We start from the raw sequence: 24,205 nt of genomic DNA on the forward strand, positions 1-24,205 counted from the left end.
GGTGCTCGTCCTGTCAGCAATGGGCCAGCTGCTCGCGCAGCCGGTTTTTGTCGGGTTTGCCCACCGCCGTCAGCGGCAGTTGGTCGAGCCGGTGGATGCGGTCCGGCAATTTGTATTCGGCGATGCCCAGTTGGAGCAGATGGCGGCGCAGTTGCGGCGCACTCAGGCGCGGGTTGCGGCTGACAATGAAGGCGCAGCTTTTCTCGCCCAGCAGTGGGTCCGGCACCGCCACCAGCGCCGCCTGCAGCACATCTGGATGACGCAGCAGCAGGTGTTCGATTTCCTCCGACGCCACTTTTTCGCCGCCGCGGTTGATCTGATCTTTCACCCGGCCCACCACGCGCAGATTGCCGTCGCTGTCGCGCACCACCAGATCGCCGGAAAAATAAAATCCGTCGGCGTCGAACACGCTGCGGTTGTGCTCCGGGCTGCGGTAATAGCCGCAAAAGGTGTAAGGGCCACGGGTGGCCAGCAGCCCGGCCTCACCGTCGGCCACCGGCTCGCCATCGGCGCTGAGGACGCGCACCTCATCAGCGGCACTGATCGGTCGGCCTTGGCTGCGGAATACCAGTTCATCCGGGTCATCAAGGCGGGTGTAGTTGACCAGTCCTTCGGCCATGCCGAACACCTGTTGCAAGCGGCAACCCAGGCGTTCCGGCACCTGCCGTGCCAGCGCCTCGGCAAAGCTGGCGCCGCCCACTTGCAGCAGTTGCAGCGATGGCAGTGACTGCGCGCTGGGCGCGGCGTCCAGCCACAGCGCCACCGCGCTCGGCACTAGCGCGGCCATGGTCACCCGGTGGCGTTGGATCAGCGCAAAGCAACGCTGCGGCTCCGGGTTGGCGGCCAATACCACGCAGCCGCCGGCATGGAACACGCCCAGCGCGCCGGGCGAGCTGAGGCTGTAGTTGTGCGGCGCCGGCAGCGCGCACAGGTAGCGGGTGTCGGGGCCGAGCCGGCAAATGTCGGCGCTGGCGCGCACGCTGTAGTGGTAGTCGTTGTGGGTGCGCGGGATCAGTTTCGGCGTGCCGGTGCTGCCGCCTGATAACTGGAACAAGGCAACCTGGTCGGGGGCCGTGGGCTGCGGTGTCACCGGCGCCGGGTGGTCCTGCTGCAACACCCGTTGCAAGTCGTGGTGGGCGTCGGCGGCATCCAGCAGCAACACGCAGGGAGCCGGTTCACCTTGGCGCGCACGGGCACGCAGGAAGTCATCAGTGCGGAACAGCTCGTGGTGGCGGTCACCGATGATCAGCCGCGGGCGGATTTGATCGGCAAACGCATTCAGCTCAAACGCGCGGTGGCTGTAGAGCGCGTTGACCGGCGCAACGCCGGCCTGCAACAGCCCAAACAGCACCATGTAGAACTCCGCCACGTTCGGCAGTTGCACCAGCGCGGTGTCGCCGGGCCCCAAACCCTCCGCGGTCAGCCACTGTGCCAAGCGGGTGGCGGCTTGCTGCAACTGGTGGTAGCTGATGCGCCGCTCGCCGCAAATCAGGGCGTCGGCGTGCGGAGCGCGCTGCGCCGTGTCGCTGAGTACGGCAGTGAGTGGCTGGTCGATCCAATAGCCCTGCGCGCGGTAGTGGGCGGCGCGTGCCGCCGGCCATGGCGTGAATTCCACGGCGCCGCTCATTGGGGCAACCCGCAGGCACGCAGCATGGTGCCAAGCTTGGTTTGCACTTCATCCCATTCTGCGTCCGGGTCGGAGGCGGCCACGATGCCGGCGCCGGCAAACAGCCGCACCTGATTGCGGCACACAGTGCCGCAGCGGATCGTCACCACCCATTCGCCGTTGCCGTCGGCATCGCACCAGCCGACGGTGCCGGTGAACAACCCACGCTCGAACGGTTCCAGACTCTGGATTAACTGGCGTGCGGCAGCAGTGGGGTGGCCGCATACCGCCGGCGTCGGATGCAGCCGGCAGGCGAGTTGCAATGCTGTGGGCGCCGGCTGTACCAGTTCCGCTTCGATGCGGGTGGCGAGGTGCCAGAGTGCACTGGTACTGGTCAGCGATGGTTGCGCCGGGATCTGTAACCGGCAGCACCAGCCCTGCAACTGGTGGCGGATGTCGTCCACCACCAGTTGGTGTTCGTAGTGATCCTTGCTCGACGCCGCCAGCCGTTCGGCGCTGTCGCGGTCGGCGTGTGGATCGCTGTGGCGGCGCGCTGACCCGGCCAGCGGGTGCGACAACATCGCATTGCCGTGCCGCCGCACCAACAGTTCCGGGCTGACCCCCAGCAGCGTGCTGTCGCCGAGCATCGGCACCTGGAACAGATAGCCGTGCGGGTTCTGTGCGCGCAGGTTGTCGCGCAGGGCCTCCAGATCTACATCAGCGGCAAACGTCAGCTGGCGCTGCACTGACAGCACCGCCTTGCACAAATCACTGCCGCGAAAGCGGTGCACCATGCGCGTCACCGCCTGCTTAAACGCCGCCGCATCCGGCACATTGCGCTGGTTCAGCAGCGGCGGTTGCGGGGTGTGCGCCGGCTGCGCGGTGGCGGCACGCTGCCACTGGTAGCGGTGTGGCACGTACAGGCAGGACGGTTGCGAAGCGTCGAAGGGGATGGCACCGACTAGCAGCGGCCGTGGCTGGCCGGCGGCGCGGGCGCGTTGGAACGCACTCTGCACCGCCTGCTGTAGCGCGCTGCCGGGCTGGTCGCCATCGACGGCGGCGAGCGTTAGCGGCGTGCCCAGATCCCACGCCGTCAGCAGTTGCGATCCGGATGAAAACGAAAACTGTGGCAAGGGCTGCCGGGCCGGCACGGGGTCCGGATGCTGCTGTGGCAGGATGCCAGCTTTCATCGGTCGCCTCCTTGGCAAGTGCATGAGAAGTCCGCACAGTCTGCATGGTAAATAGAATCATTCTCATTTGCGGTGTATACAGAACCAACGGATGTGTTTTGTCAACCGAGTGGGCAGGGAATGAGAGAGCTGACTGCAATGCAGGCTGCGTGCTGGCTGGGACGCAGTATTGATGCACCTTTGGGCGCCGTTGCCGCCCATCTTTACGCGGAATTCGATGGCTGGGATCTGGACCCAGAACGCTGCCGCCGGGCGCTGGAAACACTGGGTCGGCAGCATCCGATGCTGGCGCTGTCGATCACCGCCGACGGGCGCCAGCAGCTGCCACCGCAGGCGCCAAAGCTGGCGCTGGAGGTGGATGATTTTCGCACCCTTGAGGCCGCCGCGCAGGCCGCGGCGTTGCTGCAGAAACGCCAATCCTGGACTCATCAAACGCTGGCACTGGAGCAGGGCCAGGCGACCCGTTTTTCACTCAGTTTGCTGGCCAACGGAGCGGTGCGTTTGCACGTGGACGCCGATATGACGGCGGTGGATCCGGGCAGTTTTCGGGTGTTGATGAATGATTTTGCGCTGTTTTACCAACAGGCGGATGCTGCCGTTAATGCACCGTCGTTCTTCCAGTGGTGGGACCGCGCGCGAAGTGATCAGGCGCTGCGCATCGCCCGCGAGCAGGACCGTGCATGGTGGCGCGCGCAATTGCCGCAGTTATTGCCGGCGCCGACCCTGCCGCTGCGGGCTGCCGGCGCCGCGCCGCACAGTGATCGGCTGGCAGCTTGGCTATCGCCGGCCCAGCTGCAGGCGCTGCGCCAGTGCGCGCGCCAGCAACGGGTGACGTTGTCGACGTTGTTGCTGGCGGTGTTTGCGGTGTGCCTGGGTGAGGCCTGCGGCGACCGCCGTTTTCGCCTCAATGTGCCGTTTTTCCGGCGCCCAGCGCTGGGCATGGCGGTGGCACAGGTGGTTGGTGAATTCGCCAATACGTTGCTGATCGACGTGGCGTTGGATGAGGCTGAGAACTTGGCGGCGTTGTGCCAGCAACTGGCCAGCCAGTGGCAACAGCGGCTCAGCCACAGCGGTTATTCCGGCGTCGAGTTGCTGCGCGATTTGTCGCGCCACCACGGCAGCACCCAGGGTGCTCCAGTGGTGTTCACCGCCGCCGTGGACTTGCCGGAGGGCGAGCTGTTCGCGCCAGCGGTGCAGCAGGTGTTCGGCGATATGAACTGGGTGGTGTCGCAGGGCCCGCAGGTGGCGCTCGACGCGCAACTGGTGCAGTGGCGTGGTGGCCTGCTGCTGAACTGGGATGTGCGCCTTGATGCGCTGCCGCAGCCGTGGCTAAGCGCCCTGTTCCAACGCTGCCTGACGCAGTTGCAGCAGCTGGCGGCGACGCCGGCGGCGGTGTTGTCACAGCCGCTGCAGCCGGATGCCGGACGCCGCACGCCGCTGACGCCGCTGCAGCAAGCCTACCTGCTCGGGCGTTCCGAGCAGTTGCCGCTCGGCGGGGTGGCGATGCAGGAGTTTCGCGAATACCGCGGTGTGATGTCAGCGGCGCTGCTGCGTCAGCGGCTGCAGACCATGGCGGCGCGCCATCCGGCGCTGCGCACCCGCATCGATGCCGAGCAGCGCTGCCAGTGGCTGTTGCAGTCGGCGCCTCTGAACCTGCAACAGGAAGACTGGCGCGCGGCCAGTGCCGACTGGATCGCAGCACAGTTAGCCGTGCGGCGCCGGGAGGAGGCCCACGCGCTCTGTGCCGCCGACCGGCCGCCGTGGGCGATCACGCTGTTTGAGCTGCCGGATGCGGAGTTGGTGGTGTTCGTGCGCATGGATGCCCTGATCGTCGATGGCCGTGCCATCGCCCAGCTGATGCGCGAACTGTTCGAAGGCGAACCGGCGCCGTCGCCACCGGCATTGCCGGCTAGCGTGCCGAGCGCTGCTGAGCGGGACGCGGCAGCGGACTATTGGGCGCAGCAGTTGGCCGCTGTCAGCGGACCGCCGCAACTGCCGTGGCGGACACCGCTGGCGCAAATAGCACGCAGCCACTATGCCCGCCGCAGTCGCACGCTGGGTGCCGCAGCGTTGAAAGCACTGCGCCGCGCCGGCGCCCAACAGCAGCTGTTTCTCAACAGCACGCTGATGGCGCTGGTGTTGGAAGTGCTCAGCCACTGGCAGGAAGGCGGCGAGCTGTGTGTGGCGGTGCCGGTGGCGCCGCCGGAGGACGGACCCTTGGCCAACCGCTCCAGTTTTTTGGCGCTGTGCTGGCCGCAGGACGGCACGCCCTTGGCGGCCCGCGCCGCGCGTTTGCAGCAGCACGTGCTGACCGGCTTGCAGCATGTGTCCGGCGCCGGGGTGGCGTTGGCGCGCATGCTGTTGGAACGCTTCCGCCAAGGGCCGGTGTTACCCGTGGTGGTCACCAATGGTTTGTCTTGGCCCACCGCTGCTGCCGACAGCCCGATGCAATGGTGCAGTGGCCTCACTCAAACGCCGCAGGTGGCGTTGGATCTGCGCTTTAGCCACAGCGTCGAAGGCGGTCTGCAGTTCGACGCCGACTATGCCGAACAAGCACTGGGCGCTGATGTGATCGAGGCGCTGCTGGATGCGCTAGTGCGTGCGGTGGAGCAGGTGGTCGACAGCGGCGATCTGGCATTGCATAGCGGTCGCCTGATCGACACCGGCCACTACGCCGCCAACAACGCCGATGACAGCGCCCACAGTGAGCCATTCCTGGTGACGCTGGCAGAGCATCTGTTCGGCGGTTGCCAGTCCGGCGTGGCGTTGGTGCAGGGCGAACAGCAATGGAGCTATGCGCAACTGGGGGCGCAGGTGCGCCGCACCATGGCCGGGCTGCAAGCGCGTGGTTTGCAGCCTGGTGACACCGTGATGCTGTGCCTGCCGCGCAGTGCCGAGCACATCACGGTGATGTTGGCCTGCGCGCTGCTGGGGCTGGTGTGGGTGCCGGTGGATGCTACGGCGCCGCCGGCGCGGCAGCAGTATTGGCTGGCGCAGGCACAGCCGGCGCTGCGGGTGAGCCTCACCGCGCCGCCAGCGGACGTGGCTTGGTGTACGCCGCAGCAACTGGACAGCGACGCGCCCGCTGCGCTGCCAGATGCCGACACACTGGCGGCCCGTTCACTGAGTCGCGCCGCGGCCTACTGCCTGTTTACCTCCGGCACCACCGGCCAGCCGAAAGGCGTGGTGCTGCACAACCGCGCCACCGCCAATGTCATCGGCAGTACCCGCGCGGCCTGGCAGCTGAGCGCTGACGATGTGGTGATGTCGGTGACGCCGCTCCACCACGACATGTCGGTGTTCGACCTGCTGGGCAGCTTCACCAGCGGTGCCACGCTGGTGCTGCCGCAGGCGCAGGAGGAGAAAGACGCGCTGCAATGGAACCGGTTGGTAGCGCAGCACCGCATCAGTGTGTGGTGCTCGGTGCCGGCGATGGTGGACATGCTGCTGTGTTGTTGCCGCGACCAGTCGCTGGCGTCGCTGCGACTGGTGGCGCAGGGCGGCGATTTCATTAAGCCGGCGGTGCTGGCGCAGTTGCGCCGTTGGGCGCCGCAGGCGCAGCTGTATTCGCTCGGTGGCCCCACTGAAACCACCATCTGGAGCATCTGGCATCTGATCAACGCGGCGGATCAACCGCGCGTGCCCTATGGTCGGCCGTTGCCCGGTAATCAGTACTGGTTGCTCGATGAGCATGGCCGCCATTGCCCGGTGGGCGTGCGTGGCCGCATCCACAGCTCCGGCGTCAATCTGGCGCTCGGCTATCTGCAGCCGGGCGGCCTGTCCCAGCAGGATTTCATTACCGTCGACGACCCTGACGGCCGTTCGCTGCGGGCTTACCGCAGCGGCGACTGCGGCCGATACCGCCCCGACGGCGTGCTGATGTTCGACAGCCGTGTGGATGGCTACATCAAGGTGCGCGGCGTGCGGTTATCACTTGCCGATATCGAAACCGAATTGGGTCGCCATGGGCAGGTGGCGCAGGTGTTAGCGGTGGCGTGTGGAGACGCACAGCAGGGCGAATTGGAGTTGGGCGTGGTGTATGTGCCGGTGGCCGGCGCTGCGCTGACCACGGCGACGCTGCGAGACCATGCGCGCCAGTGCCTGCCGGCGTCGCACTGGCCGAGCCGCTGGTGCGCACTGCCGCAGTTGCCGCTCACCGCCAACGGCAAACCGGATCGCGCGGCCGCCATCGCCGCACTGAGCGCGCCGCCGCCGGACCCGATTTTGGCTATCTATCTGGATGTGCTCGGCCATCGCCAAGCGCCGGCCAATGTTGCGGCCACTTTTGCTGAGTTGGGCTTGCGGCCACAGCACCTGAAGCCGCTGTGCCAGCGGTTGGCGGAGGCGTTTTCGGTGCAGATTTCGCCGCAGCAATTGCTGCACTGCCGCACCGTGGCCGACGTGGAACAGCTACTGGCCGCACACGCTTGAGCGCCGGCATTTCACTGGCTACACCTTGGGAGCATTGCACACTGTGACGGAACACCCTGACCTGGACTTGGCCGGCATCGGTATCGGCCCATTTAACCTTGGTTTGGCAGCACTGCTGTCGCGCCACACCCACAAGAGCGCGGCGTTTTTTGAACGCAAACCGCAGTTTTCTTGGCATCAAGGGCTGTTGTTGCCCGGCACCACATTGCAGGTGCCGTTTTTGGCGGATTTGGTGACCATGGCCGACCCCACTCATCCGCTTAGTTACCTGAATTATCTGCACCAGCACGATCGGCTGTACCGGTTTTACTATTACGATCAGTTTCTGATTCCGCGCCAAGAATACGATCACTATTGCCGCTGGGCGGCGCAGCAGTTGCCTGCATGTCAGTTTGGCAGCGAAGTGTGCGACGTGGGCCATGATGCCGCGCGTGAACGCTTTGTAGTGGAGGTGGAGAGTCAGGCCGGCCGCAGTCGCTGGTACAGCCGAGACCTGGCCATTGGTATTGGCACGCGCCCCTGGTTGCCGGCTTGGGCAGAAAATTTAACTAGCGAAAATATCAGTCATGCAGCAGATTTTTCGGCGCGACAATCCCAACTTTCGCAACGTAAATCGGTCACCGTGATGGGTTCTGGACAAAGCGCTGCCGAGTGCGTGCTGGCGTTGCTGCAAGGATTGACGCCGGAGCAGGTGGCGGCGGGCGCGTCGATCCAGTGGGTGACGCGCTCGGTAGGCTTCCACCCGATGGAGTATTCCAAGCTTGGGCAAGAGTGTTTCACACCCGCCTACATGGACTATTTCACCGCCTTGCCGCGCTCGCAGCGACGCCAGTTGGTGACCGAGCAGGGGCTGCTCTACAAAGGCATCAGCGCGTCCACCATCGCTGCTATTTACGATTTGTTGTATGAGCGCTCCATCGCCGGTGCTGAGCCGGGGCTGCGGCTTTATTCCAATTGCGAGGTGGCGGACGCTGAACTGTTGCCCGGCGGCGCAGTGCGGCTGCATTGCCGGCATCGCCAGTTGGCGCAGGATTGCCGGCTAGATTGCGATGCGGTGGTGGCCGCCACCGGCTATCGCCACGCCTGGCCGCACTGGTTCGAACACCTAAAACACAGCGTGCTGGCCACCGATGAACACGGCGATTGTCTGGTCGACAGCGACTTCATCGCGCAGCGCCAAGACGGCGGCCGTGGTCGCGTGTTTATCCAGAACGCGGAAGTGTTTCAGCACGGTGTGGGCGCGCCGGACTTAGGCATTGGCGCTTACCGCAATGCGGTGATCGTTAATCAGCTGTTGGGGCAGGCTCATTACCGCATTCCGGCCACCACCGCGTTCCAACATTACGGGCTGCCGCCGCAATGAAGGCGTGCGTGCTTAGGTCATCGCGTTGGCCTGATGCCGGCTGCACGCGGTGAATGCCGCTGTCGCGCTGCAGGCCACAACGGCATCAGGCCGACCACCAAGCGAATGCGGTGCTACTCAGCGCTGTGAGTGAGGCGTCGTGCGGATACTGTCCGCGCTAAGCAGTGCGCTCCGCCGCTTGAGCTGGGATGGCTCGGCACCTAGAGCGGGCTAGCGCTGCCGATAACCCAGTGGTGCGGCATGCAGCACTGGGCAACGCGGCCAACTGCTGCCGTCTGCACTCGGCGGATTCAGTACGCAGGCCACGGCGTAGCGGAGGCGCGAGCGCCGGCCGCGTCTGCCGTAATAGCCTCACCGTTGGGCAGATCGCCGTGCCCATCGGATGCGGCGCACCCTGCTGTACAGAGCGCGATCTCGGGGGTGACACCGCCGCGTCGCCATCCGCAGCACTGGACTCAGAGCACACCGGTGCTAGCCGTCACCGCTGGAGCGCAGTACTTGGCGCAGAGCGTGGTGTCGTGGCGGTGTTCGCTATGGCAGCCAAGGCGCCGTGCCCCATGCTGTGGGTGCGCGGCGCCACGTCGTTTCACGCGGGCGTGCTGTGCTGCAGGGGTTGCTCGGCCTGTTGGGGGTCGCAGAGCGCGCTCAGCACGGCTTCCACGCCGTCGCAGATTTGCGCCACCAGCGTGGGCGGATAACGATCCACCCGGTAAGTCACCACCAGCCGCAACCGGCGCTGGTCATCGAGCACGTCATCCATGATTTCAAATTGCAGCCCGAACATGGATTCGGTTTTGTCGGCGTCGATCTGGCGGTAGCGCAGCCGCGTGCCGGCCGCGTCCGTGAGCGCGCCGTTAAGGGCATTGTCGGCATGAATCTGCACATAGACATCGAACAACAGCCCGTCTGTGGCGCCCATGCCCAGCGCTTGTTGTACCTGCTCCAACGGAATGTCGGCGTACTGCATCGAGGTGTTGAGGGTGTGGGTGACCTGTTTGAGCAGCGCCGCCAGCGACGGGTTGCCGGCGAACCGCACCCGGTGGGCGGTCATCACCGTGAAGTAGCCGACGGTGTCGAAAAAGCGCGCATCGTCGCGGCCGGCGGTGGAGGTGCCGAGCACTAACTCTGGCAGCTGCCCGAGCCGGTGCAAGGTGGCCGCGATGGCGGTGTAGACCAGTCCGAACAATGAACTGCCGTAGCAGCGGGCGCTGCGCGGCAGCTGCGCAGATAGGGTGCTCGGCAGGGTGCGGCTGAGCCACGCGGCGGCGGCGGAGGGCGAGGTGGCCGGCAACATGCCGGGCAGCGTCAGCCCGCGGCGCGCGCCTTGTAACTGCTCGGTCCAATAACCCAAGTGCGCCGGGTCCATCGGCTGTGCCGCCTGCTGGGCGGCAAACAGTTCAAAGCCGGCCGCGGGGGCCGGCCACGGTGGTGCGATGCCCGCGCTGCGCGCTTGGTAGGCCAGCGCCAGATCTTGTATCAGGGTGTTGACCGACCATTCATCGACAGCCAAGTGATGCACCAGCAATGACAGCTGCTGCGCCCCGCTGGCGGCATCGCGCAGTACCCGCACCCGCAGCGGCAGCTCGGCGGACAGGTCAAAACAGTGGGCGGCGGCCTGCGCCAGGCTGAGGCCGATGCTGTCGGCGCTGGACCAGAACCAGCGGTAGTGCGTCAGTTGATCTGGCGGCACGACCTGCTGCCAACCCTCCAACGCGTCACCGTGGTAGGTGGTGCGCAGGCTGCTGTGGCGCTGCACCAGATCAGCGATCGCCTGTTCTAGCACTGATTCATCGATGCCGTCCGGCAGCGCCAGCGCGAACGGCAGGTTGAACACCGGCCCATGCTGGTAAGCCACCTGCGCTCGCCACAACGAGGCCTGTGCCCAAGCCATCGGTACCCGCTGTGACGGCGCGCTGGACAGCGCTTGCTGCTGTGGCCGTCGCTGCGCCGGTTGCGCGCGGCGGGCCAGCGCGGCGGCATTGGGGGCTTCGAAGAAATCGTTAAAGCGCAGCTCCAACTGATGCGCAGCCAGCAAGGTGCCGATGATGCGGGTGGCCAGCAACGAGTGGCCGCCGTAATCGAAAAAATCGTCGTCGGCACCCATGGTGGGCTGCTCCAGCAAGCGCCGAAAGCAGGCAAGGATCAGCGCTTCGGCCTGGTCCTGTGGCGATACGGGCAAGGTATCCAGCAGCACCGGGCGCGCCTGCAGTGGTTGCCCGGCAGCGGCCAGGTAGTGCTGTGCCAGCGCGCTGAACAGCTGGTCCGGGGTCGGCTGTGCCAGCACCGGATGTTGTTGCAGCCGCAGCGCGAGGCCGTCCTCGCTGTTGAGCAGCGCGATGGCAAGCGGTGGCTGCGTTGCCAGGTCCCAGTCGCAGGTGTCGCGATCCACGGCGGTCGCCAGCGCGCCGTGGCAAGTAAGGGGCGCCAGCGACCACGGCGGGGCGTCGGTGGGCCAGTGCTTGGTCAACTCGCCGTCATCGCTGAAGCGGTAGCGTGCGTGCAGTGCCGGCTCGGTAGCGGCCAGCTCGGTCAGCGCCGCGCCCAAGGCGTCGGTGTCGAGTTGGTCGAGCAGCCAAATGGCCGCCCGGGGGCGCAGCTGTTGCGGCTGCTGTTGCTGCAGCAGCCACTGTTCCGCTTCGTGGTCAGAGAGCGAGTCAGCGGCGGTGGATGTGGCGCGATGGTCCTGCATGAAAGCCTCCTTGGCGGTGCAGGCGGTCAACGCCCGGGCGCCGACAATGGGCCGGTGGCGAGCGTTGCGTGATCGGAATGATCACATGCATAATGCGAACAATTATCACCTGCATTCTCATCCGTCAAAGTATCAGACGCCACCACGCTCAGGGAGAGTTTCCGTGGAGAGAAGGGTTTGACGCGCTGGCCTTGGAGTGCCGGCGCGCCTGTACATGGGTATTCACAGCGCGGGCGTCGGGGCGGTCATGCTGGCTGAGCCCAACCGGTTGCGCCGTGCGGCGTTGCCGCTGTTGTTGCTGGTGTTGGCGTTGGCCTCGCTGCTGGTCGGAGCCGGCGAGCTGTCGTGGTCGGCGTTGTGGCAGCGCAACGTCGATGCGTGGTTGACGCTCACCGCCAGCCGCCTGCCACGGCTGATAGCGCTGGTGCTGACTGGCATCGGGCTGGCGGTGTGCGGTGTGATCTTGCAGCAGATCGTCCGCAACCGCTTTGTCGAACCGGCCACCTCCGGCGGCTTGGATGCGGCCAAGCTCGGCATCTTGCTGTCGCTGACTTGGCTGCCCGCTGCTGGCGCCGGCACCCGCATGGCGTTCGCGCTAGTGTGCTGCTTCTTGGCCAGCATCCTCTATGTGGTGATCGTGCGCCGCATTCGTTTCAACAACACCGTGCTGGTGCCGGTGATCGGCCTGATGTACGGCGCCGTGCTCAGTGCGGTGGCGGAGTTCTACGCCTACCGCCACAACATCCTGCAAAGCATGCAGGGCTGGTTGATGGGCGACTTCTCACGGGTGGTGGAAGGGCAGTACGAAATCATCTACCTGATCCTGCCGATCGTGGTGATCACCTACCTCTACGCCCACCGCTTCACGGTACTGGGCATGGGTGAAGACATGGCTGCCAGCCTCGGGCTCGGTTATGCCGCCACCGCTGCGCTGGGGCTGTTGTTGGTGTCGGTGACGGTGGCGGTGTCGGTGATCGCCGTGGGCGCGATTCCGTTTGTTGGGCTGGTGATCCCGAACCTGGTGGCACTGCGTTACGGCGAGAACCTGCAGCGCACGCTGCCGTTGGTGGCAATGTGGGGCGCGGCGCTGCTGCTGGCCTGCGACATTCTGGGCCGGCTGCTGATTTATCCGTTTGAAGTGCCAATCGGCATCACCGCCGGCAGCATCGGTGGGCTGCTGTTCCTGGTGCTGATCCTGAGGCTGCACAAATGAACGCGCGCTGGGGGCTGTGGCTGCTGGTGGCGGCGCTGGCGCTGGCGTTTTTGTTGGTCGGCTCCGGCTTTGACGTCAACTATGTGATTCCGAAACGGGCGACACGGCTGGCGGCGATGGTGGTGGCCGGCGTCTGCATTGCGCTGTCGTCGGTGGTGTTCCAGACGCTGGCCGGCAACCGCATTCTGACGCCGGCGATCATGGGCTACGAAGCCATCTACCTGCTGTTCCAGTCGCTGCTGGTGCTGCTGCTTGGCGCGCACAGCTTGGTGCTGCTGGGCCGCCACGGCAATGCGTTGTTGTCGGTGGCCCTGATGCTGTCCTATTCGTGGCTGCTGCACCGCTGGTTGCTGCGCGATCGGCAGCACAGCGTTTACCTGCTGCTGCTCACCGGTCTGGTGCTGACCATGGTGTTGACCACCTTCACCCAGTTCATCCAGCTGAAAACCAGTCCCGGTGAATTTTCCATTCTGCAGGGCCTCAACTACACCTCGTTCAACCGCGCACGGCCAGACCAAGTGCTGTACTCCGCGCTGGCGGTGGCGGCGGTGGGCTGGCTGCTGTGGCGGCGAGTCCGGGTGCTGGATTTGCTGGCGCTGGGGCGCGAGCAATCGCTGTCGCTGGGCGAGGATTATGGCCGCGCGGTGCGCCTCTATTTGACGCTGATCGCGGTGTTGGTGGCGGTGTCCACCAGCTTGGTCGGGCCCACCGCGTTCATGGGCGTGTTCGTCGCCAACATCACCTATGCCCTGGCTGGCAGCAGCCGCCACCGGGTCACACTGCCGATGAGCTGTGCCATCGCCATCGGCCTGTTCATCGTTGCCCAGTTCTTGGTGGAGCAATGGTTCAACTACAACACCACCGTCAGCATCCTGGTGAACCTGGTATGCGGCAGCTACTTCCTGGCGCTGATGGTGCGACGCCGAGGCACGCCATGATTGCTGTCCGCCATCTCGAAAAATCCTACGGCGACCGCCGCGTGCTGGAGGACATTTGCCTGGAGTTTCCGCGCGGCCAGGTCACCGCGCTGATCGGTCCCAACGGCGCCGGCAAGAGCACGCTGCTGATGGCCATGGCGCGGCTGCTGGCGCCGAGCGCCGGTGACATCCTGTTAGACGGCAGCGACATCAGCGCCATCCCGCTGCGCGAGTACGCCAAGCGGGTGGCCACGTTGCGGCAAACGCTGGATTTCAATTTGCGGCTGACGGTGGAAGAGCTGGTGGCGTTCGGCCGCTTCCCTTACAGCCGTGGCGCACTGACCGCGGCCGATCAACAGGTGGTGGAGCAGTCGCTGGCGTTCCTGTCATTGCTGCCGCTGCGCCAAGCGCTGCTGCATGAACTCAGCGGCGGCCAGCGGCAGATGGCGTTTTTGGCCATGACCGTGGCTCAGCGCACCGATCTACTGCTGCTGGATGAGCCGCTCAACAACCTCGACATGAAACACGCGGTGGACATCATGCGCGCCGCGCGCCGGCTGTGTGATGAGCACGGTCGCACCGTGGTGATGGTGGTGCATGACATCAATTTCGCCGCCAACTACGCCGACCACATGGTGGCGATGCGCGGCGGCCGGGTGCACAGCAGCGGCCCGGTGGCACAGGTGGTGACGCGCGCCAACCTGCAGGACCTGTACGGCCTAGACCTAGAGATCGTGCCGTGCCGACACGGCTACCTCTGCAATTACTTCAACCCTTTGCCTTCTGGAGACTGACGATGCGCATGGAGCACCGCAGGGTTTGGCCCTGCACCTTGGCCACGCTGGTGATGGCGGCGGCGCTGACCGCCTGTGAACCGGCGACGGATGACCGCGTTGCGGCCGAGCAGGCCGCCGGTGACTACACCCCGGTGACGGTGGAGCACGCACTGGGCACCACCCGCGTCACCCGTCTGCCGCAGCGAGTGGTGGCGTTCGACATGAGCGAGCTGGACACGCTGGACCAATTGCAGGCGCCGGTGGTGGGCATTTCCAAGGATTACGTGTCCAGTTTCCTCAGCCGTTACCGCGATGACGAGCGGGTGATGGATGTCGGCACCACCATCCAACCCAATCTGGAACGGCTGCATGTGTTGAAGCCGGACCTGATCCTGATCTCGCCGCTGCAAGCGCAAAGTTACGACGAACTCAGCGAGCTGGCGCCCACCATCCACTACGACATCGACCTGAACAACACCCAGGGCCATGCGCTGGAGGAGGCCAAGCAGCATTTGCTCACCATCGGCCGCATTCTCGATAAAGACGCCTTGGCGCAAGAAAAAGTGGCCCATATCGATGCCACCGTGGCGGCGGTGCAGGCGGTCACCGCCGGCCGCTCGGAGACCGCGCTGATTGTGCTGCACAACAATGGCGCGTTGTCGTCGTTTGGGCTGCGCTCGCGTTACGGCTTCATCTTCGACACCTTCGGCGTCAAATCCGCCAGCCCGGATGTTGAATCCGGCCCCCATGGCCAGCCGATTTCCAACGAGTTCGTGCACCGCGCTAACCCTGACATCTTGTTCGTGATCGACCGCACCGCGGTGATGGAACGTCGCGCGGTGGTCAACCGCGACACGCTGGCCAATCCGCTGCTGAAGCAAACCAAGGCGTGGAATCAGAACAAGGTGTTCTTCGTTGATCCGGAGACTTGGTACCTGTGCACCGCCAGCCTGACCTGTATCGACCGTATGGCCGATGACGTGATCGCCGCCTACCGGTGATCAGGCGTTCCACGGCCCGTGCTCGCGCGTGCCGTTGGCAAGGGAGAAACAGCCAAACCAAATTCCATAGGAGAGGAATGGAACCATGTTGCGACACACTTACGGCGGACGCTCCGCCGCGGATTCAGCACTCAGCCCGGCGCCCGCCCGTGGCACTCGCACCGCATTGGCATGGGCGCTGTGCGCCAGCCTCGGCACCGTTGGCGGCGTGGCGGCGGTGACGCCAGCGCTGGCACAGCAAGCTGACAGCGCCGTGGCGCGCAGCAGTTATCGCATCGCGGCAGGTCCGTTGGCCTCGGTGCTGCACCAATTTGCCAGCCACGCCGGGGTACGCGTGCAGCTGGACCCGGCGTTGGCACGCGGCCGCCAAAGTGGCGGCTTGAGCGGCGATTACAGCATTCAAGAAGGTTTGGCGGCGCTGCTGAGCGAGCACGGCCTGCAGGCGGTACGGCAGGGCGGCGGTTACGCGGTGGTGGCGACAGCGGCCAGCGACGCCAGCACGCTGACATTAGCGCCGGTGTCGGTGCAGGGGCAGACCGGGCAAACCTTGCGTTATGCCGGCGAGCAGGTGGCGCCCGGCAGCCGTGTCGGCCTGCTCGGCGACCGGGATTTTATGGAAACGCCCTTTTCCACCGTTGCCTACACTGAAAAGTACATCGCCGACCAGCAGGCTACGGATATCCAGCAGATCATCGCCAAAACCGATCCGTCGGTGTTTATCAGCGGCATCGCCGGCGAAAGCCTGGAAAGTTATTCGATCCGCGGCTTGCCGTCGGCGGTGAATGACGTGTCGGTGAACGGCCTGGCTGGTGTCGGCGCTTACCACCGCAACGCCCCGGAAATGTTTGAACGCATCGATGTGCTCAAAGGTCCGTCGGCGCTGCTTAACGGCATGCCGCCCAAAGGCTCCGCCGGCGGCGCGGTGAATTTGGTCACCAAACGGGCCGGCGACGACCCGCTGACGCGTTTCACCGGCAGCTGGCAGTCGGATGCCCAGGTCGGCGGCCATGTGGATGTGGGCCGGCGCTTTGGCGACAACAATGAATTCGGCGTGCGCTTCAACGGCGTCTACCGCGATGGCGAAACCGCGGTGAAGAAGCAGGACAAGGAAGTGAAGATGGCCTCGCTGGGGCTGGATTGGCGCGGCGAACGGGCGCGGCTGTCGGCGGACCTGTACCACATGGAGGACTACACCGAGGGGCTGACACGCGGGCTGACGCTGGCGCCCGGTGTGGCGGTGCCGAAGCCGCCCAAACCCGGCACCTCGTGGAACCCGCCGTGGTCGTTTTTCGACAACACGGACAAAGGCGGGCTGCTGCGTGGCGAATTCGACATCACCGACCAACTGATGGTGTACGCCACCGCGGGGCTCAGCAAGTCGGAGATCGACACCATTATGGGGGTCGGCAATGTGCTCAATAGCAGCGGTGATTTTTCCATTAACTACAGCGGCGTCTCCGACCGCATGGAGCGCAAATCGGCGGAAGTGGGCCTGCAAGGCAGTGTTCAGACCGGCGTGGTGGGGCACCGTTTTGCGGTCAACGCCACCTATTACAAAGAGGACTACACCCTGCGCGGCTTCCGTAACCTGCTGCCGAACAACTGGTTGAGCAACATCTACCGGCCAGAATGGGGGCCGGAAGTGGCGCGACCCTCCAACATTCCCGCGCTGACCGATACCGGCACCACGCTCACCAGCGTTGGTGCGGCCGATACGCTGTCGTTCTTCGACGAGCAGCTGCAACTGACGGTCGGTGTACGGCACCAGCAGGTGGAGAGCGAGGTGAAAAGCTACCTGCCTGGCCCCGCTCAGCCGCGCTACGACAAGAACGCCACCACGCCGGCGGCGGCGTTGTTGTACCGCGCCACCGAACAGGTGTCGTTGTACGCCAACTACAGCGAGGGGTTGAGCCAGGGACCGATCGCGCCGATCGGCACCACCAACGCCGGTGAGGTGTTCAAGCCCTTCAAGAGCAAGCAGCACGAAATCGGGGTCAAGTTCGACCTTGGTGAGTTCGCCCACACGCTCAGCCTTTACGAGATCAAGCGGCCCAACGGTTATACCGACAACAACCAATATGTGTTTGGGGGTGAGCAACGTAACCGTGGGGTGGAGTGGGGCTTCTTCGGCGCGCCGGTGGTCAGCCTGCGGGTCATGGGTGGGGTCGCCTACTCGGACGCCGAAGTGACGCGGGCGGTGACGCCCAACTTGGAAGGGCAACAGGCCACCGGGCTGCCGGAATGGCAAGCCAAGCTGGGGGTGGAGTGGGACGTGCCGGTGGTGGAACGGCTGACGCTGACCGCCAATACCAGCTATGCCTCCAAACAATATGTGGACGCCGCCAATACCCAGTCGATTCCGGATCGCACGCTGTTGGATTTGGGCGCGCGCTACCGCACGGGATTGGCGAACTACCCGGTGACCTTCCGTGCGGCGGTGACCAACGTCACCAACAAGGCCTACTGGGCGACGCCGCATTTCACCAACTTGGCGTTGGGCGCACCGCGCACATTCCAACTGTCGGCCAGTGTGGACTTCTGATATAACGCCGACATTGTGACGGACGTCAAAAACCGCAGCCTGCTGCGGTTTTTGCTTTGTGGCGATGACGAGGACCGGCTCGCCGGCGGTGTCGGCCAGTGCTTGGGGGGCCAAGCTGAGCCGGTGGGTTGCGGCTCTTTACCTTGACCAGCAAGGCAGGGCAGAACCGCCCACGGGCGGGCACAGCGGCAGCGCGCCGCGCCCGCAGTGCCGGGCACAGAACTTAAAATAGCCGGCGCAGCAGATCACGACCGGGGAGGTTGCGCTGCTGCGCGGGGATCACTTTGACGGGGATCGGGCACGCCAGCCAAGGGGGCTTGGGGGCGTGGTCATAGGGGATGACATGAGCGGGAAACAATCATCGCTGGGCCGCCTTTTCGGCGTGCTGCTGGCCGGGCTGTTGTTGTGTTTGAGCACCATGGGGGCACTGGCGGCCGGGGTTGACCTGATGCAGGCACCTAGTCACGTACAGCGGTTACAGACGGAGTTTGATGGACGCTCGGCAGGCATCATGCGCTTGGGGTCACTGTCCAGTGATGCAAATCTACGCTCTATTAGCGCCGCTCCTACGTGGTCGGGCCAAGATTTTGACTTCGTGGGCGGGGTGGGGGAAATTTGGCTGCCGTACGGCACAAAAATATTTTTACTGACGCTCTGGTTAAGCAATAGTGCAGCGACCATGGTGGTGAACCAATCGCCGATCACGTCCGGGGGCACTTGGAGGGGCCAGCTGCCTCCCAATGGCGATGCCATGACTGTGGAGATCAAGATCACCGCAGAGGACGGCGTCACCGAAAGAGTCTACCGAATCACTGTGACTGGGAACCAGACGCCGCCGGTACAGCCGTACAGCCTGACGGTACGGCCGTCCAGCCTGCCGGCAGCCGTTGCCGGCACCGAGTATCCGTCGACCAGGCTGACCGCAGGCGTCGGCGTCCCACCGTACCGGTTCAGCGTGAAACAGGGAGCGCTGCCGCGGGGCATGGGTTTGACTCCCGAGGGCGTATTGTCCGGCACGCCACAGGAGAGCGGTCGCTTTTCCTTCACGGTGTCGGCGGTGGATGCCAACAGTTTCACCGGCGACCAGACTTTTGATCTGGACATCGACGCACCACAGATCACCCTGTCACCGACGTCCCTGCCGCCGGCCATGCTCTTTTACCCGTATGCTCAGCAGCTGGCGGCCAGCGGCGGCACCCCGCCTTACCGTTTCACCAGTGTCGGAGGCCCGCTACCGCCCGGCTTGAGTCTGGGTGCAGACGGGTTGATTTCTGGCGCCCCTACCGAGGACGGCATATTCCCCCTCACGTTCATCGCCACTGACAGCCTCGGGTTTGCCAGCTCTCCTACGGATGTCAGCTTAACGGCTGAACACGGCTCACTCAGCCTAGATACACACGTACTGTCGGTCACGGCTAGTCAGCCTTACTCGCGCCAACTCTTGGCCACTGGCGGCATTCCGCCTTATGCGTTCAGCGTGAGCCCCGGAGAATTGCCGGATGGCCTTACCTTGGCGGCTGATGGCACCTTAAGCGGAATGGCCACTGAAACCGGTTTCTTCCCAGTGAACATTGAAATCCGCGATGCGTTTGTCAGGCGCGGGACTTCATTGGATCTAACCGTACATGCCCCAGATATCCTGCTGTCGCCGAGCAACCTGCCAACCGGCGTCGGCGGCAGTGCCTACCCCGACACCGCCTTCAGCGCCCAAGGTGGCCAAGCGCCCTACACCTACACCGTGGTGAGCGGCGTATTGCCGCGCGGCATGACGTTGAGTGCGGAGGGCATGCTGTCGGGTGCGCCGGAGACCAGTGGCCGCTTCCCGCTCGGTGTACAGGCGACGGACGCCAACGGTTTCACCGGTGACCTGAATCTGGATCTGGATGTCGACGCACCGCAGATCACCCTGTCACCCAGCAGCCTGCCAACCGGCGTCGGTGGCAGTGCCTACCCGGACACGCCTTTCAGCACACAAGGTGGCCAAGCGCCCTATACCTACGCAGTGGTGAGCGGGGTACTGCCGGCCGGCATGACGTTGAACGTCCAGGGCATGTTGTCGGGCACGCCGGAGACCAGCGGTCACTTCCCGCTCGACGTGCAGGTGATGGACGCCCACGGCTTCACCGGCGATCTGAGCCTGGACCTGACCATCGACGCACCGAACATCACCCTGTCGCCCAGCAGCCTGCCGGATGGCGTCGGCGGCAGTGTCTACCCCGACACCCCCTTTAGCGCGCAAGGTGGCCGAGCGCCCTATGACTACACTGTGGTGGCCGGCGCGGTGCCGCGAGGCATGTTGTTGGCTCCGGATGGCACGCTGAGCGGGACGCCGGAACTGAGCGGTGACTTCCCACTGACAGTGTCGGCGACGGACACGTTGGGCTTCAGCGGCACGTTGGCATTGCAGCTGAAAGTGGACGCGCCGGTAATCAGTTTGGTGGTGCCCACGTTGCCGTCGGTGCAGGTGGATGATGACTATGGCCCGGTGCAGCTTGGCGCAGCTGGCGGCACCGGTCCGTATAGCTTCGCCATCGTTAATGGGCGCTTGCATACCGGTCTGAGTCTGGACCCTGATGGCCGCGTGAGCGGTGTGCCGAAAGACAGCGGCGAGCGGGTGCTGACGGTATCGATCACCGATCAGTTCGGCTTCAGCGGCAGCGGCAACGTGACCATTGATGTGGCGGCACTGCCGGTGCCACTGCTGCAACACCATGTGCTGGAGGTGGTGGCTGGCAACAGTGCCGAGCTGCGGCTGACCGACGGTGCGCAGCATGGCCCGTTCAGTGCCGCGGCCATCAGCCAGCAGCCGCTGGCGGCGGCCGGCGTCGCCGAGCTGGTCGATGACGGCTACCGGCTGCGTTTCCAGGCTGCGGCGGACTTTTCCGGCCGTGCGTCACTGCAGTACACGCTGACCAACAAGGGTGGCGTGTCGGCGCCGGGTACCGTGAGCATCCAGGTGATCGCGCGGCCTGACCCGTCCAAGGATGCCGAGGTGATCGGTTTGGTACGGGCACAAACTGACGCCGCCAAGCGACTGGCGACAGCACAAATTGATCTGATTGGTCGGCGCTTGGAGCAGCTGCACCATGATGAACCGGCGCGCCGCAACCGTTTTGCGGTGCAAGTGGACATGGTGCCGCGCACCCAGCCCGCCCATTGGGAGCAGCGCGGCAGCCCTGCGCTGCAAGACGCTCTCAATGCCATGGCGCAGGCGTTGTCAGCGCCCACCGGCAGTGGCCCAGCGGCGCCCGCCGGGCAGCTTGATGAACTGGCATTTTGGAGCAGCGCGCGCATCAGCTTCGGCGAGCGCGATGACGGCTTGCTGGATCTCGATCACACCCAAGTCACCTGGGGCGGCGGTGCCGATTTTCGTTTCAGCCCAGCTTGGACCGCGGGTGTGGGCCTCGGCTACGGCGAAGATAAGACCGATGTCGGTGATGCCGGCACCCGCAGCCGGGCGCGCTCGGTGTCGTTGGCGCTGTACGGCAGTTATCGCCCGTCACCAGGCTGGTTTGTTGACAGCCTGCTGGGTTACGGCCGCCTCGACTTTGACAGCCGTCGCCATGTCACCGACACCGCGTTGTTGGCGCGCGGCGAGCGCAGTGGCGGTCAGGTATTTGCCGCGCTGACCGGCGGTTGGGAGTGGCAGCAGGGGCTGCGCCAGCTGTCGCCCTATGTACGACTGGCCGGCTCCCACTCGCGGCTGGACCCGTTCACCGAATATGGTGCCGATTGGTACAACCTGCAGTTCGAACGGCAAACGGTGGAAGCGGTATCCGGTAGCGCCGGGCTGCGGCTGCAACAAGGCTGGCTGACCAGCTGGGGGCAGCTGACGCCACGTGCGCGGGTGGAGTACAGCCATGACTTTGAGGGCAGTAGTGCAGCGGCGCTGGGTTACGCCGATCTCGGCGGCGCGCCTTACCGTCTCTCGGCGGCACCAGCCTCCCGCGACCTGCTGAGCGTGGAAGCGGGTGTCGGCTTAGTGCTCGGTCGTCTGTGGACGCTGGGGTTGGATTACCGCCACAGCCAAGGACTGGACGGCGACAGCCGCAGCCGCAGCATCGGGCTGGATGCCAGCGCCCGGTTCTAACGCAGTTGCCCCGGCGCCACAAAAAAGCCCGCAAGCTATCGCGGGCTTTTTTGTGGGTGGATACGGTGTTGACAGCGGATGCCATCAGTCATTCTGTACTGATTATGAGTTGCTCTCATGTCTCGGTGAGATAACATCATTTTTTTTCATAGTAGCGTTCGGGTATAAAACTCTCGTCGTTCATTACTGCGGAACACACCCCCGGCCAATGCCCGCGATACGCGCTCTATCAGCGTCGGCGAGCAGCCGGCCGGAACGCCCGCAGCGAACCCGGAAATCAGACCCGATTCCATCTTGGATCATCAGGACGCCCGAGAGCCATGAGCAAACAATTTGTGTTTTCCCTGAACAGTATCCGCTTCGATGAGCACTACCAGCCGTCGAGCAATACGCGCCTGACCACCAACTTCGCCAACTTGGCGCGCGGTACCAGCCGCCAGGAAAACCTGCGTAACACGTTGACCATGATCGACAACCGGTTCAACGACCTGGCGTACTGGGATAACGCGGAAGGCGACCGCTACCGGGTGGAGCTGGACATCATCTCGGTAGAGATGAAGATCGGCACTGACAGCAGCGCCCATGCGTTGCCGCTGATCGAGGTGCTGCAGACCCACATCCTCGACCGGCGCACCGACACCCGCATCAGCGGCATCGTCGGCAATAACTTTTCGTCCTATGTACGCGACTATGACTTCAGCGTGTTGCTGCTGGAGCACAACCGCAATCGCGACAGCTTCAGCACCCCCGACAACTTTGGTGTGCTGCACGGGCAGATCTTCCAAGCCTTTGTGGCGTCGGAAACTTACCGCCAGAACTTCAGCAAAGCGCCGGTGATTTGCTTGAGTGTGTCCAGCAGCAAGGTCTACCACCGCACTGCCAATCGGCACCCGGTACTGGGCGTGGAGTACCTGCAGAACGAGTTTTCTCCGACCGATGATTACTTCGGAAAAATGGGCATGAAAGTGCGTTACTTCATGCCGCCGGGCAGCGTTGCGCCGTTGGCGTTCTACCATACTGGCGACCTGCTCACCGATTACAGCAACCTGGAGCTGATCTCCACCATCAGCACCATGGAGACGTTCCAGAAGATCTATCGGCCGGAGATTTACAACGCCAACGCCGCGGCCGGCCAGCGCTACCAGCCGAGCCTGCAGCACCAGGATTACTCGCTGACGCGCATCGTCTACGACCGCGAAGAGCGCAGCCGCCTGGCCATCGAGCAGGGCAAGTTTGTCGAGGAATGTTTCATCGAGCCGTACCGCGCCACGCTTGAGCAGTGGTCAGCCAATTACGCGCTTTGAGCGATCACCAGCACAGGATTTTGCCATGAAGAAGTTGTTGCCCACGTCCACCGCCGGCAGCCTGCCGAAACCCTCTTGGCTGGCCCAGCCGGAGACACTCTGGTCGCCGTGGAAACTGGAAGGCGATGAACTGGCCGCCGGCAAGCAGGATGCGCTGAGTCTGTCGTTGCAGGAACAGCAGCAGGCCGGCATTGATATCGTCAGCGATGGCGAGCAGAGCCGTCAGCACTTTGTCACCACCTTCATCGAGCACCTCGACGGCGTCGATTTCGAGCAGCGCGAAACGGTACGCATCCGCGATCGCTATGACGCCAGCGTGCCGACCGTGAAAAGTGCCGTGAGCCGGCAGAAACCGGTGTTCGTCGAAGACGCCAAGTTCCTGCGTCAGCAGACCCAGCAGCCGATCAAATGGGCGCTGCCGGGGCCGATGACCATGATCGACACGCTCTACGACGCGCACTACAAAAGCCGTGAAAAACTGGCCTGGGAATTTGCCAAGATTCTCAACCAGGAAGCCAAGGAATTGGAGGCCGCCGGGGTCGACATCATTCAATTCGACGAGCCGGCGTTCAACGTGTTTTTCGATGAAGTGAACGACTGGGGTATCGCCACGCTAGAGCGCGCCATTGAAGGTCTGAAGTGCGAAACCGCAGTGCACATCTGCTACGGCTACGGCATCAAGGCCAATACCGACTGGAAGAAAACGCTGGGTAACGAGTGGCGCCAGTACGAGGAAATTTTCCCCAAACTGCAGCAGTCCAACCTCGACATCATTTCGCTGGAATGCCAGAACTCCCGCGTGCCGATGGAACTGTTGGAACTGGTGCGCGGCAAGAAAGTGATGGTGGGCGCCATCGACGTGGCCACCCATACCATCGAAACCCCGGAGCAGGTGGCCGACACGCTGCGCAAGGCGCTGCAGTTTGTCGATGCCGACAAACTCTGCCCCTGCACCAACTGTGGCATGGCGCCGCTGCCGCGCCATGTGGCGCGCGGCAAACTGCAGGCACTCAGTGCCGGCGCCGAGATTGTGCGGCGCGAGCTGGCCGGCTGACTGCAACGGCGCAGTCGACCGCATGGCGC

At 64.5% G+C, this 24,205-nt stretch carries 13 protein-coding genes; 10 read left to right on the forward strand and 3 right to left on the reverse strand.

Annotation, left to right across the window (positions count from 1 at the left end; translation table 11 throughout):
- Positions 1–13 precede the first annotated feature (13 nt).
- Positions 14–1,615, reverse strand: a complete 1,602-nt coding sequence (locus AB5I84_RS04230; RefSeq protein ID WP_369454610.1) for a (2,3-dihydroxybenzoyl)adenylate synthase — start codon at positions 1,613–1,615, stop codon at positions 14–16.
- Between the two features lie 8 nt (positions 1,616–1,623).
- Positions 1,624–2,796: an isochorismate synthase gene (locus AB5I84_RS04235; RefSeq protein WP_369454611.1), complete on the reverse strand. Its 1,173-nt coding sequence runs from the start codon at positions 2,794–2,796 to the stop codon at positions 1,624–1,626.
- A 120-nt stretch (positions 2,797–2,916) separates the two neighbouring features.
- Here AB5I84_RS04235 and AB5I84_RS04240 point away from each other — a divergent pair, with 120 nt between their 5' ends.
- Together AB5I84_RS04240 and basC are read left to right on the forward strand one after the other, a co-directional pair.
- A complete protein-coding gene (locus AB5I84_RS04240) occupies positions 2,917–7,227 on the forward strand; it encodes an amino acid adenylation domain-containing protein (protein WP_369454612.1) in 4,311 nt (1,436 codons plus the stop codon).
- Positions 7,228–7,270: 43 nt separating this feature from the next.
- Positions 7,271–8,590 (forward strand): putative histamine N-monooxygenase, encoded by a 1,320-nt coding sequence (basC, locus tag AB5I84_RS04245; RefSeq protein ID WP_369454613.1) that lies wholly within the window; start codon positions 7,271–7,273, stop codon positions 8,588–8,590.
- 586 nt (positions 8,591–9,176) lie between these two features.
- Here the strand turns inward: basC and AB5I84_RS04250 are convergent.
- A complete protein-coding gene (locus AB5I84_RS04250; protein ID WP_369454614.1) occupies positions 9,177–11,279 on the reverse strand; it encodes a condensation domain-containing protein in 2,103 nt (700 codons plus the stop codon).
- Positions 11,280–11,526: 247 nt separating this feature from the next.
- Between AB5I84_RS04250 and AB5I84_RS04255 the strand changes: the two genes are divergently transcribed.
- The 8 genes from AB5I84_RS04255 to AB5I84_RS04290 all read left to right on the forward strand — a co-directional run bounded on the left by AB5I84_RS04255 (position 11,527) and on the right by AB5I84_RS04290 (position 24,176).
- The gene (locus AB5I84_RS04255; protein WP_369454615.1) at positions 11,527–12,492 is read left to right on the forward strand and encodes an ABC transporter permease; all 966 of its coding nucleotides are present in this window, start codon (positions 11,527–11,529) and stop codon (positions 12,490–12,492) included.
- Complete coding sequence (locus AB5I84_RS04260; RefSeq protein WP_369454616.1) at positions 12,489–13,430, forward strand: iron chelate uptake ABC transporter family permease subunit; 942 nt, start codon at positions 12,489–12,491, stop codon at positions 13,428–13,430. The genes AB5I84_RS04255 and AB5I84_RS04260 overlap by 4 nt, the downstream gene beginning before the upstream one ends.
- On the forward strand, positions 13,427–14,203 hold the full coding sequence (locus tag AB5I84_RS04265) for an iron ABC transporter ATP-binding protein (RefSeq protein ID WP_369454617.1): 777 nt from the start codon (positions 13,427–13,429) through the stop codon (positions 14,201–14,203). The genes AB5I84_RS04260 and AB5I84_RS04265 overlap by 4 nt, the downstream gene beginning before the upstream one ends.
- Before the next feature lie 2 nt (positions 14,204–14,205).
- The gene (locus AB5I84_RS04270; protein WP_369454618.1) at positions 14,206–15,186 is read left to right on the forward strand and encodes a siderophore ABC transporter substrate-binding protein; all 981 of its coding nucleotides are present in this window, start codon (positions 14,206–14,208) and stop codon (positions 15,184–15,186) included.
- A gap of 85 nt (positions 15,187–15,271) precedes the next feature.
- Positions 15,272–17,728, forward strand: coding sequence for a TonB-dependent siderophore receptor (locus AB5I84_RS04275; protein WP_369454619.1), 2,457 nt, complete (start codon positions 15,272–15,274; stop codon positions 17,726–17,728).
- A gap of 751 nt (positions 17,729–18,479) precedes the next feature.
- Positions 18,480–21,818 (forward strand): putative Ig domain-containing protein, encoded by a 3,339-nt coding sequence (locus AB5I84_RS04280; RefSeq protein WP_369454620.1) that lies wholly within the window; start codon positions 18,480–18,482, stop codon positions 21,816–21,818.
- 320 nt (positions 21,819–22,138) lie between these two features.
- Positions 22,139–23,122 carry a DUF1852 domain-containing protein gene (locus AB5I84_RS04285; protein WP_369454621.1) on the forward strand — a complete coding sequence of 328 codons (984 nt, stop codon included), beginning with the start codon at positions 22,139–22,141 and terminating at the stop codon, positions 23,120–23,122.
- A 25-nt stretch (positions 23,123–23,147) separates the two neighbouring features.
- Entirely contained in the window at positions 23,148–24,176 is a 1,029-nt protein-coding gene (locus tag AB5I84_RS04290; protein ID WP_369454622.1) for a methionine synthase, read from the forward strand.
- Positions 24,177–24,205 lie beyond the last annotated feature (29 nt).

Origin of the sequence: Alcanivorax sp. REN37 (genome assembly GCF_041102775.1) — a bacterium.
Lineage (GTDB): Bacteria > Pseudomonadota > Gammaproteobacteria > Pseudomonadales > Alcanivoracaceae > Isoalcanivorax > Isoalcanivorax beigongshangi.